This window comes from Thalassospira sp. MIT121401, assembly GCF_047125595.1.
Classification (GTDB): Bacteria; Pseudomonadota; Alphaproteobacteria; order Rhodospirillales; family Thalassospiraceae; genus Thalassospira; species Thalassospira povalilytica.
Genome location: NZ_CP138926.1, coordinates 338770 through 351656, shown reverse-complemented (window position 1 = coordinate 351656; position 12887 = coordinate 338770). Strand labels below are relative to the sequence as shown.

Here is a 12887-nt window from a genome sequence, read left to right as displayed (position 1 = left end):
GTTCTCGCAACAGCACCGGTAAATTTTCGATCAGATCAAGCTGACCCGCTTAAAGCGAACCGCCAAGGGTCCCCTTGGTCGACGGAATGGCATCGGATTTGCGCGGATCGATTTCGATCGCATCGCGCAAGGACCGTGCAAGCGCCTTAAAGGCACTTTCGATGATATGGTGATTGTTCTCGCCATACAGGTTCTCGACATGCAGCGTGATGCCGGCTGCCTGGGCAAAGCCCTGGAACCATTCGCGGAACAATTCGGTGTCCATATCGCCCAGCTTGTCGCGGGTAAAATTGACATTCCAGATCAGATAGGGACGGCTTGAAATATCAAGGGCGACACGGGTTAATGCCTCGTCCATCGGCAGCAGGCAGCTGCCATAACGCGTAATGCCCTTTTTATCGCCAAGTGCCTGTGCAAAGGCCTGGCCAATCGCGATGCCGCTATCTTCTGTCGTGTGATGGAAATCAATATGCAGGTCGCCCTTGGCCCGGACCTTAAGGTCCATCAGGCTGTGACGCGAAAGCTGTTCGAGCATGTGATCAAGGAAACCGACCCCGGTCTCGACATCATAGATGCCGGTCCCGTCAAGGTTCAGTTCAACCATGATCTGGGTTTCGTTTGTGTTACGCTCAACGCGGGCCTTGCGCATGCAAAGCTCCTTTCCTGCAGATATTGATGCATATGATGGACCGTATGTAGCAACAAACCCGTGGAAAAGCCAGTTTTAGGTGGCTACGTAATGGCCGCAAGTTCCACCTGTGGCAGACCCATGGCCATTACAGTGATCCGGTCACCAGAATGCCGGCTTAGACAAAGTCGAATTTATCGACATCAAACAGACCGCGATCGGTCATTTTAAGATGCGGAATGACCGGAAGTGCCAGGAAGGCGACCTGAAGAAACGGTTCGGGCAAAACACATCCCAGATCCTTGGCGGCTGCGCGGAGTTTGATCAGGTCTTTTTCAACAACCTCGAACGGCTCAAGGCTCATCAATCCGGCGACCGGCAATGGCAGTTCGGCGGTCACCTTGCCGCCATCGGCAACGGCAAAGCCGCCGCCCATTTCAATCAGGCGATTGACGGCTGCGGCCATGTCGGCGTCATTGGCCCCGACCACTGTGATATTGTGGCTGTCATGGCCGACGGATGATGCAATCGCTCCGCGTTTCAGGCCAAAACCACGTACAAAGCTGCGTCCGATATTGCCATTGATCCCGTGGCGTTCGACGACCGCGACCTTGATCACGTCATTGGCAAGATCGGGTTTCAGGCCATTCTCGCCAATCTCCAGGGTGGCTTCATCGCGGAAAGTCAGGATAAGCCCCGGCTTGACCTTGATCACCGGCGTCTGATTTTGACCCGGTTTCGGATCACAGGCGAATGCCTCGGCCGATACGGGTTTGGCTTTCATCGAGCTTAGTCCGACAGGCGCGATGGTTTTGCGCCCGGCAAACAGATCGTCGCTGACCACCCGGCCACCGGCGATGACAGCGCTAACATCGCAGGTTTCAAGATCATCCAGAATGGCGATATCGGCCCGCCAGCCCGGCCCGATCAACCCGCGATCACGCAGACCGAAAATACGGGCTGCGGAATGCGATGCGGCGCGATAGGCATGATGGATCGGACAATTGCGTGCCTTGAGATGCCCGATCAGGCGGCGCACGAGGCTATCAAGATGGCCTTCCTCGCCGATATCAAGCGGGTTGCGGTCATCGGTACAAAGGGCCACAAAGCTTGAACTGTTTTCATCGAGAATTTCGGCCAGGGCTTCGAGATCCTTGGAAACCGATCCTTCGCGGATCAGGATCGCCATGCCCTTGGCAAGTTTTTCGCGGGCTTCTTCGGCCGATGTGGCTTCGTGATCGGTGCGGATGCCCGCCGCCATATAGCCATTCAGATCCATGCCGCGCACCAGCGGCGCATGACCATCAATATGGCCATCCTGAAACGCTTCAAGTTTGGCCATGATGCCCGGATCAAGGTTGAGCACACCGGGATAGTTCATCATTTCGGCAAGGCCGACGACCTTTTCATGGTCGCAGAACGGCAGCAGGTCTTCGATTTCAAGCCGCGCGCCGGCGGTTTCAAACGCCGTGGCCGGCACGCAGGATGACAGATTGACCCGCACATCCATGATTGTCTGTTCAGCGCAATCAAGGAAATATTTGATGCCATCGGAGCCCAGCACATTGGCGATTTCATGCGGATCACACAAAACCGTGGTCACGCCATGCGGCAAGACACAGCGATCAAATTCAAGCGGGGTGACCAGCGAGCTTTCAATATGAAGGTGGGTATCGATAAAGCCGGGGACTGCGAATTTGCCAGTGCAATCGATCTCGTCCCGGCCTTCATAGCTATCATGGGTGCCGACAATGCGGTCGCCGACAATGGCAATGTCGGTTTGTGTTACCGATCCTGTGATGACGTCCAATAACCCGATATTGCGCAAAACCAGATCGGCCTTGATCTTGCCCTGACCGGCAAGGATGCATTTGCCAAGATGGGTTTGGGAAAGATCGGTGCTGCTCATGATGTCTGGTCCTGTATTCTTGAAATTCTTTTCTGACGATCAAGCCTAAAGCATGTGGGGCCGGTGTGCTTTGAATTTTTATGCATATGGGCGTTGAAACTGTGTTTGCATCACAGCAAAGGTTCGATGCGGTCTGTCTGGTGGCTTCTGCCCTTGACCGGGGCGTCTGCCGTGCTAACTCTTGGGCGAAGCAATCGATGAGATTCAAGGATAATTCATGAGCGAACAACAAAGCTGGCATGGCACGACAATTCTGTCGGTGCGCAAGGGCAATGAAGTCGTGGTGGCGGGTGATGGTCAGGTATCGCTTGGCCCGACCGTGATCAAGGGCAATGCCCGCAAGGTCCGCCGGATCGGCCAGAAAGGCGAGATCATGGTCGGTTTCGCCGGTGCAACGGCGGATGCCTTTACCCTGCTTGAGCGGCTCGAAGCAAAGCTTGACCGCCATCCGGGGCAGACCATGCGTGCCTGTGTTGAACTTGCCAAGGATTGGCGTACTGACCGTTATCTGCGCAAGCTCGAAGCCATGATGGCGGTTGCCGACAAGGATGTGTCGCTGGTGCTGACCGGGCAAGGTGATGTTCTTGAACCCGAAGACGGCATCATTGCCATCGGATCGGGCGGGAACTACGCACTGGCCGCGGCGCGCGCCCTGATTGACCAGGACCTCAGTGCTGAGGAAATCGCCCGCAAGGCCATGGCGATTGCCGGCGAGATTTGTGTCTATACCAACGGCAATGTCCTTTTGGAAAAGATTGAAATCGAGGATGCGAAATAAGCAGGGCGCCAATCCGGGCCCTGTCGCTGCATCTGTCGCAATAAGATACGGAATAAATCATGACCCAACATTTCAGCCCGCGCGAAATTGTTTCTGAACTCGATCGTCATATCATCGGGCAGAAAGAGGCCAAGCGCGCGGTCGCCATTGCGTTGCGCAACCGGTGGCGCCGGCAGCAGCTTGACGACACCATGCGCAATGAAGTTCTGCCCAAAAACATCCTGATGATCGGCCCGACCGGTGTCGGTAAAACCGAAATTGCCCGCCGTCTGGCGAAGCTTGCCGATGCGCCGTTTATCAAGATCGAGGCAACCAAATTCACCGAAGTCGGCTATGTCGGGCGTGATGTCGAACAGATCGTGCGTGATCTGGTCGAAGTTTCGATTGATCTGACGCGCGAAAGCATGCGCAAAAAAGTCCGCGCCAAGGCCGAAATGCAGGCCGAAGAACGCATTCTTGACGGGCTTGTCGGTGAAAATGCGTCTTCTGACACCCGTCAGAAATTCCGCAAGATGCTGCGCGAAGGCGAACTTCAGCAAAAAGAAATCGAAATAAACGTTCAGGAAAGCAGCTCGGCCTCGATGCCGACCATCGATATCCCGGGCATGCCCGGTGCCCAGATGGGGATGCTGAACCTGAATGACATGTTCGGCAAGGCATTTGGCGGCAATACCAAGCCAAAACGCATGACCGTCGAAGAAGCGTTCGAGCGCCTGATCGATGAAGAAGGCGACAAGCTTCTGGATATGGACAAGGTCACCGCCGAGGCGATCGAGAATGTCGAACAGAACGGTATTGTGTTCCTCGACGAGATCGACAAGATCACCGCACGGTCCGAGCGCGGTGGCGATGTATCGCGCGAAGGTGTTCAGCGTGATCTGTTGCCGCTGATCGAAGGAACCAGCGTTTCGACCAAGCATGGCACGGTCAAGACCGACCATATCCTGTTTATCTGTTCAGGCGCATTCCATCTGGCCAAACCATCGGACCTGCTGCCGGAATTGCAGGGTCGCTTGCCGATCCGGGTTGAGTTGAAAGCCCTGACCGAAGGTGACTTCCGCCGCATCCTGATGGAACCGGAAGCCTCCCTGATCAAGCAGTATATCGCGCTGATGAAGACCGAGGATGTCACTCTGGACTTTACCGATGATGCGATTGATGAAATCGCCCGCATTTCGGCCAATGTGAACGAAACGGTCGAAAATATCGGGGCGCGCCGTCTGCATACGGTTCTTGAAAAGCTGCTTGATGATATCAGCTTTACCGCGACCGATCGTGGTGGCGAAACGTTCAAGGTCGATGCCAATTATGTCCGCGAACAGGTCGAAGATCTGTCAAAGGATGCCGATCTTTCGAAGTTTATTCTGTAATCGAAACGTTCTAGCGAATCAGATTCAGATCAGAGGCGCAAAAGGCCGGCACGATGTTGCTGGCCTTTTTTATTTAACCCTCAGCCGCCGCAATCTGGCCTATGGTCATGCCTTGGGAATGTATCGATTTCGGGGGCGCGCCCATGCCTTATGACGTTGTTTATCTGGCAGACAGACCTGATTGCGTAGACGCCTGTGCAGCTTGGGCATATGGGCGTTGGGGCGTGCAAAAGCCTGACAGCAGCCTTGAAAAAGCCAGAGCGTACTTTGCTCAATGCTGTCAAAAGGATGATCTTCCCCTAACGCTTTTGGCAATCAACAAAGATACCAACTTGCCGATAGGGATGATCAGCCTTTGGCCTCGGGACGGTGAAGGATGGCCAGATAAAACCCCTTGGGTTGCTGCCGTCTATACGCTTTATCGATATCGTGGACTGGGCATTGCAAAAAAGCTTGTAGAAGGCATCCTGCAAGAAGCAAAACGTTTTGGTATCGATATTATTTACCGGCAAGCCGGAAGCGCAGCCGAGATGTATCGAAAATTCGGTTTCCGCGAAATTGATCGAAGAGATACGGATACCGCGGCAGCAGGTCATGAAATCCTGTTTTGCAAGGATATCTGACTGCTATCCAAAGCAGATCAGGCGGAATGCAGTTTCCGCACATTATCGCCGGTTTTGGCCGGCAGATAGACAGTAAAGACCGAACCGACGCCCTGTTCGCTTTCGATCTGCATGGTGCCGCGGTGGCGCTGGACAAGGTGCTTGACGATGGCAAGACCAAGACCGGTACCGCCAACCGCGCGCGATCGTGCGGTATCAACCCGATAGAACCGTTCGGTCAGACGCGGCAGATGTTCGCGCGCAATGCCGTCGGAATGATCGCGGATGGCAACGGCCATGATCCGGTCATGGCGGAACCGCGCCAGCGCGCCGGGCGGGTTTTTGACCAGACTGATCGAAACTTCGACATCGGTATTGGCATGGCCATATTTGATGGCGTTTTCGACCAGATTGACAAAGACCTGCGTCAGTTCCTTTTCCTCGCCGACCATTTCGGTGTTGTCGAGTGCGCTGGTCACACGGATGTTCATGCCCTTTGCCTGCGCCTTCATGGTCAGACTTTCGGCAACCTTGCCGATGATCTTGCCAACATCGCATTCTTCGGATGGCGGGGTATGTTCATTCAGTTCGATCCGCGCCAGCGACAGCAAATCTTCGATCAGATGCTGCATGCGCAGGGCCTGATCGCGCATGACCGGCAGGAACTGGTTGAGCGCATCGGGGTCATCCTTGGCCGGGCCTTCAAGCGTTTCGATAAAGCCCAGCAACACCGAAAGCGGGGTACGCAATTCATGACCGGCGTCGGTGGCGAAATCGGCCCGCATCTGCTCCAGTTTGCGAAGCTCGGTCAGGTCCGAGAAACTCAGCACAAAGTTCCGGTCCCCGGTTGCGGCGGGCAGTCGCGCGGTGAGCACGTCGTAATGACGGTGCGCGTCGCTGGCCAGAACAAATTCGGCATGCTTCATGGTTTCGCGGGCATTGGCGACGTCATCAAATGCGTCCAGAAGGATCGGGTCACGGATAAACCGTGTCAGATCGCGCCCGGTTTCAAGATTGTGAAACAGCCCCTTGGCCGCCTGGTTGAAGCCGGTCACAACCCGGTGCCGGTTGACCATCACCACCGGGTTCGGCAGGTGATCAAGGATTTCGGCATCGGTGCTGGTTTGTGCTTCAAGAAGCGCGATACGATCGCGGAAGGCCGCAGCAATCTGGGTATAAAGCGATGAAAGTTCAGCCGCAGCACCAAATGAAATATGTTGCGGCGGGGTACCCTTGAACCGGTCGCGCAAATCCGTGGCATAGCGCGCCACCCGGCGCAAATCGCCGAAATAGATGCGCAGCATTGCGGTGATGCCAAGCCAGGACAGCGTGGCAGACAGGATCGCCGTGCCCCAGCCAAGCAGCTCCATCGCCGCAAGGACGACAAAGACAATGCCCGCCGGAAAGGCGATGGCCAAAGCTGTAAGTATCAATTGGCGGAAGCCCAATTAACGCTCCTGTTTACGGGGGTTGCGGTGATCCGGTGCACGCGTTTGTAAAAGTGGACCTAAAATGGTTATGGGCCAGTAAAGATCAAATAAAAGTTTGATGACAGTTTTCAAGTTGCTCAGCCGATTGAAAAAATCCGTCGAAGCATGGCCCGGCCGTGCTTTATCAGAAAATCACAACCCTGAAATATAAAAAAGGCCCCCGACTGTCGGAGGCCTTCTGGAAGATCGAGGATGGGTTTTGCGAAATCAGATGATTTCAGCCCCCTGATCAAAACTGAGCCGCGGGCTGCGCGGTGGCAATTTGTCGCGGTCGCCATAACCGATATTGATCAGAAGGTTGGTCTTAAGCGGTGTACCGGCAAAAAATTCGCCATCCAATCCCGCCGCATCAAATCCCGACATCGGACCGCAATCAAGCCCAAGACCACGCAAGGCAAGAATGAAATAACCGGCCTGAAGCGAACTGTTGCGAAAAGCGGTGGCTTTGATCGCGTCATCCTTGCCGGCAAACCATGACCGCGCATCGGTATGGGGAAACAGATCAGGAAGCTTTTCGTAAAATTCCATGTCCTGGGCCACGATCGCGGTCACCGGGGCGTTCATTGTCTTGTCGACATTGCCTTCGGAAAGGAACGGTTTAAGGCGCTTTTTGGCGGCATCCGATTTTACAAAGGTAATGCGCATCGGTTCGCAATTGGCGCTGGTCGGGCCCAGCACTGTCAGATCCCATGCCTGTTTGAGCAAACCGGTATCGACATCACGGTCCTGCCAGTTATTGAAGGTGCGCGCATTGTGGAACAGAAGACCAAGAGCATCAGAATCAAGCATGGGGCCTCATCAGTTTGGGTTATACGTCTGTTTCAAAGGTAACCCTGATGAACCAATTCGCAACCATCTATATGAAATATGGAAAAACAATTGGTTCGCTGGTATTTTTGCTTTTGCAAAACGATCCCGGCAAACGGGACGCTGCACCCGGACGACGGTGAAAACAGCATGTCCGGTGCACAGGGCCGACCCCCATATGTCGCCCTGTTTGGAGTGGTTGGTAGAAGACTGGAAACAATTATGAAATTCGAGACCAAAGGGCAAAGGTCATCATCGGTAACCGATCTGCTTTCCCCCGGCTCCATGCTGCGCGGTATGGTTTTCGGGATGTCGTTTGCTGTTGGGTTAACATTCGGTGTCGGTCAGGGCAGCGCCCAGTCAGTTGAAACCGAAACCACTGCACCGGCCACCATGCCGGTTGCCGAGCCGTCTGCGCAAAGCGACAGTGCGGCTGATCCCGACATGTCGGCACAATCAGCAGCACCCGGGGCGACAGCATCCGAAACAGCGGCTCCTGACGTGCCGCAACCCGAAGCACCGGCCGTTGATCAGGCTGATGATCCGGCCGCTGATCCCATTGTTGCCGAAAAGCCGGCAGCAGCACCGGCAGGTGATGCCACCTCGGCGGTTGTTTTCATGTATCATCGGTTTGGCGAAGATGAATATCCGTCGACCAACATCAAGATCGACCAGTTCAAGGAACATATCGCCGAACTGACCAGCGGCGGATACACGGTTATGGGGCTGCCACAGATCGTCACGACGATTGAAAATGGTGGCGGTTTGCCTGATCGTACCATCGGCATCACTATCGATGATGCCTATCGTTCTGTGTATGAACAGGCCTGGCCGATCTTCAAGGCCCACAATATGCCCTTTACGGTCTTTGTTTCGACCCAACAGATCGATGACGGCTTTTCCAATTACATGACCTGGGACATGGTGCGTGATCTGGTAAAGGCGGGGGTCACCATTGGGGGTCACAGCCAGCATCATTCCCACCTGCCTGATCTTGATATTGCGGCCGTCAAGGCCGAACTGGATCATTCGGCCAAACGGTTCAAGGAAGAGCTTGGCTTTGTGCCTGATATCTTCGCCTATCCCTATGGCGAGGCGAATGCAGACGTCATCAGTGCGGTCAAGGAGGCCGGATACAAGGCCGCGTTTGGTCAGCAAAGCGGTGCCATGAGCACGGAATCCGATTTCATGTATCTGCCGCGCTTTGCGCTGAACGAGCATTATGGCGCAATGGACCGCTTCAAATTGGCGGCAAATTCGTTGCCATTGCGGGTCAGCGACGTGACCCCGGGGGATTATACCCTGACGCGCAATCCGCCTGCATTCGGCTTTACCCTTAAGGAGCCGACAGCCAATATCGCCTGTTATCCGTCCGATGGTGACGCAACCATGAGCCGCCTTGGCGATGAACGCGTTGAAATTCGCCTCGACGGGCCGGTCGCATCGGGACGCTGGCGCATCAATTGCACGGCGATGGGCCCGGATTCCCGTTGGCAATGGTTCGGGATGCTTTACACCGTTCCGTGAAACCTTTGATGCCGTTGCTTTTTGGTATTTCAAAGCACTCCAAAACACTACGCCGCGATCCTTTCCGGACCGCGGCGTTTGCCATTTCGGTTATGGGCGCTTGCGTCCCATAATGAGACAATGTAGGTTAACCACACTTTTAAACCGTAATTAATTGGTAATCACAGTGTCGGCAGGCAAGAATATCCTTCTGATCATCTCGGGCGGCATTGCGGCCTATAAGGTTCTTGAGGTGATCCGTCGGCTCAGAGACCGCGAAATCAATATCCGCGCAATCCTGACCAAGGGTGGCGAACAGTTCGTGACACCGTTGTCTGTGGCGGCATTGACGGAAAACAAGGTCTATCAGGATCTGTTTTCCCTGACCGACGAAGCCGAGATGGGCCATATCCGTCTGTCGCGTGAGGCCGACCTTGTTCTGGTCGCCCCGGCAAGTGCCGATATCCTTGCAAAAATGGCAACCGGACAGGCCGGTGATCTGGCGACAACCGCGCTGTTGGCAACCAACAAGCCGGTGATGATTGCGCCTGCCATGAATGTGGAAATGTGGAACCATCCGGCGACACAGGCCAATATCGCAACGCTTGAAAGCCGCGGTGTGATCCGGGTGGGGCCATCTGCCGGTGATCTTGCCTGTGGCGAAACCGGTTCGGGGCGTCTGGCCGAACCGGCCGAGATTATCGCAAGCGTGCTTGATTTCCTTGAAGACCAGTCTGCGCCCAAGCCGCTTGCCGGCAAAAAGGCGGTCGTGACCAGCGGCCCGACCCACGAGCCGATTGATCCGGTGCGCTACATCGCCAACCGGTCATCGGGCAAACAGGGCCATGCAATTGCCCAGGCGCTTGCCAATGCCGGTGCGGATGTGACGCTGGTGTCCGGTCCTGTGACCCTGCCCGATCCGGTCGGGGTAACGGTTGTACGGGTTGAAACAGCGCGCGATATGCTTGCCGCGGTTCAAAATGCCCTTCCGGCGGATATTGCGGTTTGTGCCGCTGCTGTTGCCGACTGGCGTACTGCCGATGAAGCCGGTCAGAAGCTTAAAAAGGATGGGTCGGGGATTATTCCCGATCTTAAACTTGCGGAAAATCCCGACATTCTGGCAACCATCAGCCAGTCCGGGGCATCGCGCCCGGGGCTTGTGATCGGCTTTGCCGCAGAAACCGAAAAAGTCACCGAACATGCCCGTGCCAAGCGCGCGCGCAAGGGATGCGACTGGATTCTTGCCAATGATGTGGCGCCCGATACCGGGACCTTTGGCGGGGATCTGAACGAGGTCTTCCTGATTTCAGGGGATGATGCGGGCGCTGACGAACATTGGTCGCGCCAAAGCAAAACCGGCATCGCCGGGGCACTTTGTGCCCGGATCATCAAACATTTTTCCTGATGTGTCGCGGACACACGGATTGCAAGAACAAACCCGGTCTGATGACCGGGAAGAAGACAAGGATGGAATATGTCGGCTCTGAGTGTTGATTTGAAACAGCTTCCGCACGGGGCGGATTTGCCGTTGCCTGAATATGCCACTGCCCAGTCGGCGGCGGTCGATTTGCAGGCGGCAATTGACGGCAAGCTGGTTCTTGAACCTGGCAAGCGTGCGCTGGTTGAAACCGGCATTGCCATTGCCCTGCCCGCCGGGTTCGAAGCCCAGGTACGCCCGCGTTCGGGGTTGGCTGCCAAGAACGGTGTCACGGTTCTGAACAGCCCGGGCACGATCGATGCCGATTATCGCGGCGAGATCAAAGTTATCCTGATCAATCACGGCGACGTGGCGTTTGAAATTGAACGCGGCATGCGCATTGCCCAGCTTGTGGTTGCCCCGGTAACCCAGGTTTCCTGGCATGCGGTGGATGATCTGGATGAGACTGCGCGCGGTGCGGGCGGGTTCGGATCGACCGGGACGGCAAGCCCGGTCAAATAAGTTTTTGCCATCAGATCGCAACGCGATCTGATGGTCACATGACGGTTATGGCGGGTGGTTGCCGTGACGGTCGTGATTTTGGTTGCGAGATTTGATTGCTCTGGCGAAACCAGGTTTGCATGCCGTCTGGGGGGATGGCCGAACCAAGAGGGGAGTAAGATGAAACGATGTTAAAGCTTTCAAAAAAGATGCTGTTTGCGATCGAGGCGGTGGTCGATATTGCCTATAACGCAGCAGGCGAACCGGTCCAAAGCCGCGATATTACCGCGCGTCAGGGAATCCCGAAACGGTACCTTGAGCAAACCCTTCAGCAGTTGGTGCGTGCCGATATTCTGGTTGGGGTGCGCGGCCCGCGGGGCGGGTATCGTCTGGCGCGTGAACGCCGTCGTATCACGCTTGCCGATATTGTTTCGGTCATCCGGTCGATGGAAACATCCGATGATCCGATCGAAGATCCGGCCGGATCGCCGCTGGGCAAGGAAGTCGTGCGTCCCCTTTGGCGGGAATTGCAGGACGAAATGATGAAGCAGCTTGAAAAGATCACGGTCGAAGACCTGTGCAACCGGGCACGCGATGCGGGCCTGCGCAGTGGCATCGAAGAGTCCCCGGATTTCATTATTTAGTCTTCTGGGCTGGTGGCGGAGTGATGTATCCTTATTCAACATGATTCCGCTGCAATTTGAATTAAACTACAGGCATCACGAATGCCGCAGGCACCATTGCTTGTAAAAATTTGCGCTATCCATTTGACCTTGTGGGATCGCAGGATAAATACAGGTAGATCATGTGCTTGATGGCAAAAATACAGAAACGTGCGAGGAAAACATGACTGAGTTTCGCGGCAAGATTTACGACAGCATCATCGACACCATTGGCGCAACGCCGCTGGTGCGCCTTTCGCGTCTGGCCGAAGCCGAAGGTGTCAAAGCCGACCTGATTGGCAAGCTTGAATTCTTCAACCCGCTGGCCTCGGTCAAGGACCGTATTGGTCTGGCGATGATTGAAACCGCCGAAAAAGCCGGCAAGATCAAGCCGGGCGCAACCCTGGTCGAGCCGACATCGGGCAATACCGGCATTGCGCTGGCCTTTGTTGCTGCTGCCAAGGGCTACAAGCTGATTTTGACCATGCCTGAAAGCATGTCGCTTGAACGTCGCAAGATGCTGATGCTTCTGGGCGCACAGATCGACCTGACCCCGGCCGCCAAGGGCATGAAAGGCGCGGTTGCCCGCGCAGAGGAGCTGGTTGCCGAAATCGACGGTGCAATCATGCTTCAGCAGTTTGACAACCCGGCCAACCCGGAAGTTCACCGCAACACCACGGCTGAGGAAATCCTCAAGGATACCGCCGGTCAGGTTGATATCTTTGTTGCCGGTGTCGGTACGGGCGGGACGCTGACCGGTGTGGGTGAAGTGCTTAAAAAGCATAATCCGAACATCCAGATCGTTGCTGTTGAACCCGAAGACAGCCCGGTCATTTCCGGCGGCGCGCCGGGTCCGCACAAAATCCAGGGCATTGGTGCCGGTTTCATTCCGGGCAACCTTAATACCGATGTCATCGACACCGTCATGACCATCGGCAACGAGACAGCCTTTGCCACCGCGCGCAAACTGGCAAGCATCGAAGGTCTTCCGACCGGCATTTCGTCGGGTGCGGCGGTTGCCGCCGGTATCGAACTTGGCCAGAAACCGGAAAATGCCGGCAAACGCATCGTTGTCATCGTCCCGAGCTTTGCCGAACGTTATCTGTCGACCGCGCTGTTCGAAGGCCTGCAATAAGCCTTGGTCAGCAGTCCGGATATCCAGATGATCCGAGCAAAAGGTCCGGTGCATTGCGCCGGGCCTTTTTATGTGGCCTGAT

The 12887-nt window shown here is 55.5% G+C and carries 12 protein-coding genes; 8 read left to right on the top strand and 4 right to left on the bottom strand.

Going from position 1 to position 12887, the window contains the following annotated elements; all coding sequences use genetic code 11:
* Nucleotides 1-49: 49 nt before the first annotated feature.
* Together hisB and ade are read right to left on the bottom strand one after the other, a co-directional pair.
* A complete protein-coding gene (gene hisB / locus SIB88_RS01600; protein WP_101246729.1) occupies nucleotides 50-649 on the bottom strand; it encodes an imidazoleglycerol-phosphate dehydratase HisB in 600 nt (199 codons plus the stop codon).
* Nucleotides 650-806: 157 nt separating this feature from the next.
* The gene (gene ade, locus SIB88_RS01595; protein ID WP_412559159.1) at nucleotides 807-2537 is read right to left on the bottom strand and encodes an adenine deaminase; all 1731 of its coding nucleotides are present in this window, start codon (nucleotides 2535-2537) and stop codon (nucleotides 807-809) included.
* Between the two features lie 217 nt (nucleotides 2538-2754).
* Between ade and hslV the strand changes: the two genes are divergently transcribed.
* The 3 genes from hslV to SIB88_RS01580 all read left to right on the top strand — a co-directional run bounded on the left by hslV (nucleotide 2755) and on the right by SIB88_RS01580 (nucleotide 5308).
* Nucleotides 2755-3315: an ATP-dependent protease subunit HslV gene (gene hslV, locus SIB88_RS01590; RefSeq protein WP_101246732.1), complete on the top strand. Its 561-nt coding sequence runs from the start codon at nucleotides 2755-2757 to the stop codon at nucleotides 3313-3315.
* 59 nt (nucleotides 3316-3374) lie between these two features.
* Nucleotides 3375-4685, top strand: a complete 1311-nt coding sequence (gene hslU / locus SIB88_RS01585) for an ATP-dependent protease ATPase subunit HslU (RefSeq protein WP_412559158.1) — start codon at nucleotides 3375-3377, stop codon at nucleotides 4683-4685.
* Between the two features lie 143 nt (nucleotides 4686-4828).
* The gene (locus tag SIB88_RS01580; RefSeq protein ID WP_412559157.1) at nucleotides 4829-5308 is read left to right on the top strand and encodes a GNAT family N-acetyltransferase; all 480 of its coding nucleotides are present in this window, start codon (nucleotides 4829-4831) and stop codon (nucleotides 5306-5308) included.
* Nucleotides 5309-5325: 17 nt separating this feature from the next.
* Here SIB88_RS01580 and SIB88_RS01575 read toward each other — a convergent pair whose 3' ends face one another.
* Together SIB88_RS01575 and SIB88_RS01570 are read right to left on the bottom strand one after the other, a co-directional pair.
* On the bottom strand, nucleotides 5326-6735 hold the full coding sequence (locus tag SIB88_RS01575; RefSeq protein WP_412559156.1) for an ATP-binding protein: 1410 nt from the start codon (nucleotides 6733-6735) through the stop codon (nucleotides 5326-5328).
* A 249-nt stretch (nucleotides 6736-6984) separates the two neighbouring features.
* Entirely contained in the window at nucleotides 6985-7566 is a 582-nt protein-coding gene (locus tag SIB88_RS01570; RefSeq protein WP_412559155.1) for a malonic semialdehyde reductase, read from the bottom strand.
* Nucleotides 7567-7806: 240 nt separating this feature from the next.
* Between SIB88_RS01570 and SIB88_RS01565 the strand changes: the two genes are divergently transcribed.
* The 5 genes from SIB88_RS01565 to cysK all read left to right on the top strand — a co-directional run bounded on the left by SIB88_RS01565 (nucleotide 7807) and on the right by cysK (nucleotide 12805).
* On the top strand, nucleotides 7807-9111 hold the full coding sequence (locus tag SIB88_RS01565; protein ID WP_412559154.1) for a polysaccharide deacetylase family protein: 1305 nt from the start codon (nucleotides 7807-7809) through the stop codon (nucleotides 9109-9111).
* A 166-nt stretch (nucleotides 9112-9277) separates the two neighbouring features.
* Entirely contained in the window at nucleotides 9278-10495 is a 1218-nt protein-coding gene (gene coaBC / locus SIB88_RS01560) for a bifunctional phosphopantothenoylcysteine decarboxylase/phosphopantothenate--cysteine ligase CoaBC (RefSeq protein WP_250281076.1), read from the top strand.
* Nucleotides 10496-10564: 69 nt separating this feature from the next.
* Entirely contained in the window at nucleotides 10565-11029 is a 465-nt protein-coding gene (gene dut, locus SIB88_RS01555) for a dUTP diphosphatase (protein WP_412559153.1), read from the top strand.
* Nucleotides 11030-11196: 167 nt separating this feature from the next.
* Nucleotides 11197-11652, top strand: a complete 456-nt coding sequence (locus SIB88_RS01550) for an RrF2 family transcriptional regulator (RefSeq protein ID WP_008888834.1) — start codon at nucleotides 11197-11199, stop codon at nucleotides 11650-11652.
* 202 nt (nucleotides 11653-11854) lie between these two features.
* A complete protein-coding gene (gene cysK, locus SIB88_RS01545) occupies nucleotides 11855-12805 on the top strand; it encodes a cysteine synthase A (protein WP_101247025.1) in 951 nt (316 codons plus the stop codon).
* Nucleotides 12806-12887 lie beyond the last annotated feature (82 nt).

What these genes read in the sequence shown, in the direction of transcription:
- SIB88_RS01565 (WP_412559154.1), top strand. Translation starts at nt 7,807, where the DNA reads ATGAAATTCGAGACCAAAGGGCAAAGGTCATCATCGGTAACCGATCTG.
- dut (WP_412559153.1), top strand. Translation starts at nt 10,565, where the DNA reads ATGTCGGCTCTGAGTGTTGATTTGAAACAGCTTCCGCACGGGGCGGAT.
- cysK (WP_101247025.1), top strand. Translation starts at nt 11,855, where the DNA reads ATGACTGAGTTTCGCGGCAAGATTTACGACAGCATCATCGACACCATT.
- hslU (WP_412559158.1), top strand. Translation starts at nt 3,375, where the DNA reads ATGACCCAACATTTCAGCCCGCGCGAAATTGTTTCTGAACTCGATCGT.
- hisB (WP_101246729.1), bottom strand. Translation starts at nt 649, where the DNA reads ATGCGCAAGGCCCGCGTTGAGCGTAACACAAACGAAACCCAGATCATG.
- SIB88_RS01550 (WP_008888834.1), top strand. Translation starts at nt 11,197, where the DNA reads ATGTTAAAGCTTTCAAAAAAGATGCTGTTTGCGATCGAGGCGGTGGTC.
- SIB88_RS01570 (WP_412559155.1), bottom strand. Translation starts at nt 7,566, where the DNA reads ATGCTTGATTCTGATGCTCTTGGTCTTCTGTTCCACAATGCGCGCACC.
- SIB88_RS01580 (WP_412559157.1), top strand. Translation starts at nt 4,829, where the DNA reads ATGCCTTATGACGTTGTTTATCTGGCAGACAGACCTGATTGCGTAGAC.
- hslV (WP_101246732.1), top strand. Translation starts at nt 2,755, where the DNA reads ATGAGCGAACAACAAAGCTGGCATGGCACGACAATTCTGTCGGTGCGC.
- ade (WP_412559159.1), bottom strand. Translation starts at nt 2,537, where the DNA reads ATGAGCAGCACCGATCTTTCCCAAACCCATCTTGGCAAATGCATCCTT.